Here is a 2,889-nt window from a genome sequence, read left to right as displayed (position 1 = left end):
GACGCATCAAAGTTGAACGAGGCGAACTGCAACACCCGAACCCCCGGGCCCACCTCCATCAACGGCCCGAACACCGACACCAGATTCGCCAGCGCACCATGACCTACAGCCACACCCTTCGGCCGACCCGTCGAACCCGACGTGTAGATCACATACGCGAGACCGTCCCGGGACTCCGATCGCTTCGGCGCGCTGACCGGCAGCCGCTCCAGCGCCGCGCCCGTCGCCGGGTCGTCCAGCCACAGCACGCGGTCCACGCCCAGCCGGCCGGCGACGCCGTCGGCGGCATCGTGGCTGCTCACGACCACGCGGGCGCCGCTGTCGGCCAGGATGAAGGAGAGCCGCTCCTCCGGGTGCTCGGGGTCCAGCGGCACGTAGGCTCCACCGGCCTTCCACACGCCGAGGACCGCCGCCACCATGTCGATGCCGCGCGGCAGGCACAGGCCCACCACCGACTCGGCGTGGACGCCGAGGCCGAGGAGGTGGTGCGCGAGGCGGTTGGCCCGCGCTTCCAGCTCGGCGTACGTGATCTCCGTGCCCTCGTAGACCGCCGCGACGGCGTCCGGGGTCAGCGCCACGTGCGCCTTGAACAGCTCGGGTACGAGGTCGGCGTCGACGCCGACCTCGGTGTCGTTCCACTCGGCGAGCAGCCGGTGGCGCTCGGCCGCGTCCAGGACGTCGACCGCGCTCAGTCGGGACTGCGGGTCGGCGACCAGCAGGCGCAGGGCGCGCGTGAGCCGCCCGGCGAGCCGGGCGGCGGAGTCCGCGTCGAACAGGTCGGCCGCGACGATCACCGAGCCGTGCAGCCCGGCGGGGGCTCCCTCGGCGTCGAAGGCCTCCTCGACGCCGATCTCCAGGTCGAACTTGGCGACCGTCCTGGTGGCGAGCTCCTCCGACACCTCCGCCGAGGCCACGTCGGCCAGCGAACCCGCCTGCGCGCCCGGCAGTCGGACCTCGGCCTGGGCGACGTTCTCGACGGTGAGCATGACCTGGAAGAGCGGGTGGCGCGCCAGCGAACGCGTCGGCGCCAGCTCCTCCACCAGCTTCTCGAACGGCACGTCCTGGTGGGCGAACGCCGACAGACCGGTCTCCCGGACGCGGCCGAGGACCTCGCGGAACGTCGGGTCGCCGCTCAAGTCCGTACGCAGCACGAGGGTGTTGACGAAGAATCCGACCAGGTCACTCAGCGCCACGTCCGTGCGGCCGGCCACGGCGGCACCGATCGGGACGTCCGTGCCCGCGCCCAGCTTCGACAGGGTCATCGCGAGGACGGCCTGGAAGACCATGAAGGTGGTGACGCCCTCGGCGCGCGCCAACTCCTGGAGCCGTATGTGCACGTCGGCCGGGACCTCGAAGGGCGCGCTGTGGCCCCGGTGCGAGGCGACGAGAGGACGCGTGCGGTCGAAGGGGAGTTCCAGCTCCTCGGGTACGCCCGCCAGCGTCTCGCGCCAGTAGGCGACTTGGCGTGCGCCGACGCTGTCGGGGTCGTTCTCGTCGCCGAGCAGGTCGCGCTGCCACAGCGCGTAGTCGGCGTACTGGACCGGCAGCGGCTCCCACGCGGGGGCCTCGGCCTGGCACCGGGCCGCGTAGGCGACCGACACGTCGCGGGCGAGCGGGCGCATCGAGTAGCCGTCGCCTGCGATGTGGTGGACGACCACGGCGAGCGCGTGCTCGTCGGGTCCGGCGGAGAACAGCCAGGCACGGATGGGGAGTTCGGTGGCGAGGTCGAACTCGTACCCGAACGCGCCCGCGACCGCGCCGGCCAGGTCGGCCGGGGTCGCGGAGTCGGGCAGGTCCACAGTCTGGAGGTCCCAGTCGATTTCCTCAAGGCCGAGGATGCGCTGGTACGGCTCGCCGTCGTGCACGCCGAAGGTCGTGCGCAGCACTTCGTGCCGCTCCAGGACGTCCCGCAGGGCCGCGGCCAGCGCGACGCGGTCGACCGAACCCGAAAGACGTAGCGACACCGGGATGTTGTAGGTCGCACTGGGGCCCTCGAGCTGCTGGATGAACCACAACCGACGCTGCGCGAATGACAACGGAATCATCAGGAACCTTCCTGGCTTCGTCCCGGCCGCAACGTCGGCGCGGATCGGTCAAGGCTTTCCGGGGCCTTGTACACCCGAACAAGAATCAAATGAATGTCGACCGGCAATGACTGTCACCGGAGAATCGGAGAACCGGTTCGCCGTTCCGAGAATCCACCCTTCTTTTTTTCGGACTCCCGGTTTGGCGCGACTCACTATGACCCAGCCCGTTGCGACGATCAATGTTCTGTCTCCGCACCCCCGTTCGACCCGCCCTCTACCGGAAACCCACAGCTGAGCGGCTGACCACCGGACTGTTCAACCGCCCCCGAACGGCAGTTGAACGCCCCGGGCCCGCCTACGGAACGTGCTTCGGCCGCCGCACCCTAATTCACGGGACACGGCGGCCGAAGCGCGTTCTCTCTCTATTCAGTTGTTCAGGCGTAACCGCCTTGACTCATGCGCTCCTCCTATCTCCCGCGCATCGGTCGGAGAGCCGGGCGGGTTGACTTTTCCGTACCGAGCTGCTTTGCGAGACCGGCCACGGTCGGCGCATTGAAGAGGTCCCGGATCTCGACGTCGACGCCGAGGGCGGCGCGGATGCGGATGACAAGTTCGGTCGCGAGCAGCGAATGGCCGCCGAGCCGGAAGAAGTCGTCGTCCACGCCGACCTTCTCCAGCCGCAGGACTTCGGCGAAGGCCGCGCACAGGATCTCTTCCCTTACGTTGGCCGGCCCGCGTCCCGTACCGGCGAGGACGCCGTAGTCGGGGGCGGGCAGGGCTTTGCGGTCGAGTTTGCGGTTGACCGTCAGCGGCAGGGCGTCGAGGGCGACCACGGCGGACGGGACCATGTATTCGGGCAGGC

The 2,889-nt window shown here is 69.8% G+C and carries 2 protein-coding genes; both read right to left on the bottom strand.

Annotated elements, in window-relative coordinates; all coding sequences use genetic code 11:
* On the bottom strand, positions 1-2,045 hold a 2,045-nt coding region (locus IEZ15_RS43615; protein WP_189282471.1), incomplete at its 3' end, for a condensation domain-containing protein.
* A 449-nt stretch (positions 2,046-2,494) separates the two neighbouring features.
* The coding region (locus IEZ15_RS43610) for a phosphopantetheine-binding protein (protein WP_189282470.1) at positions 2,495-2,889 on the bottom strand (395 nt) is incomplete at its 5' end.

The organism is Streptomyces atratus, from assembly GCF_014648655.1.
Taxonomy (GTDB): Bacteria; Actinomycetota; Actinomycetes; order Streptomycetales; family Streptomycetaceae; genus Streptomyces; species Streptomyces atratus.
Note: the sequence above shows the minus strand (reverse complement) of the source record. Positions and strands in the feature narration are given on the sequence as shown.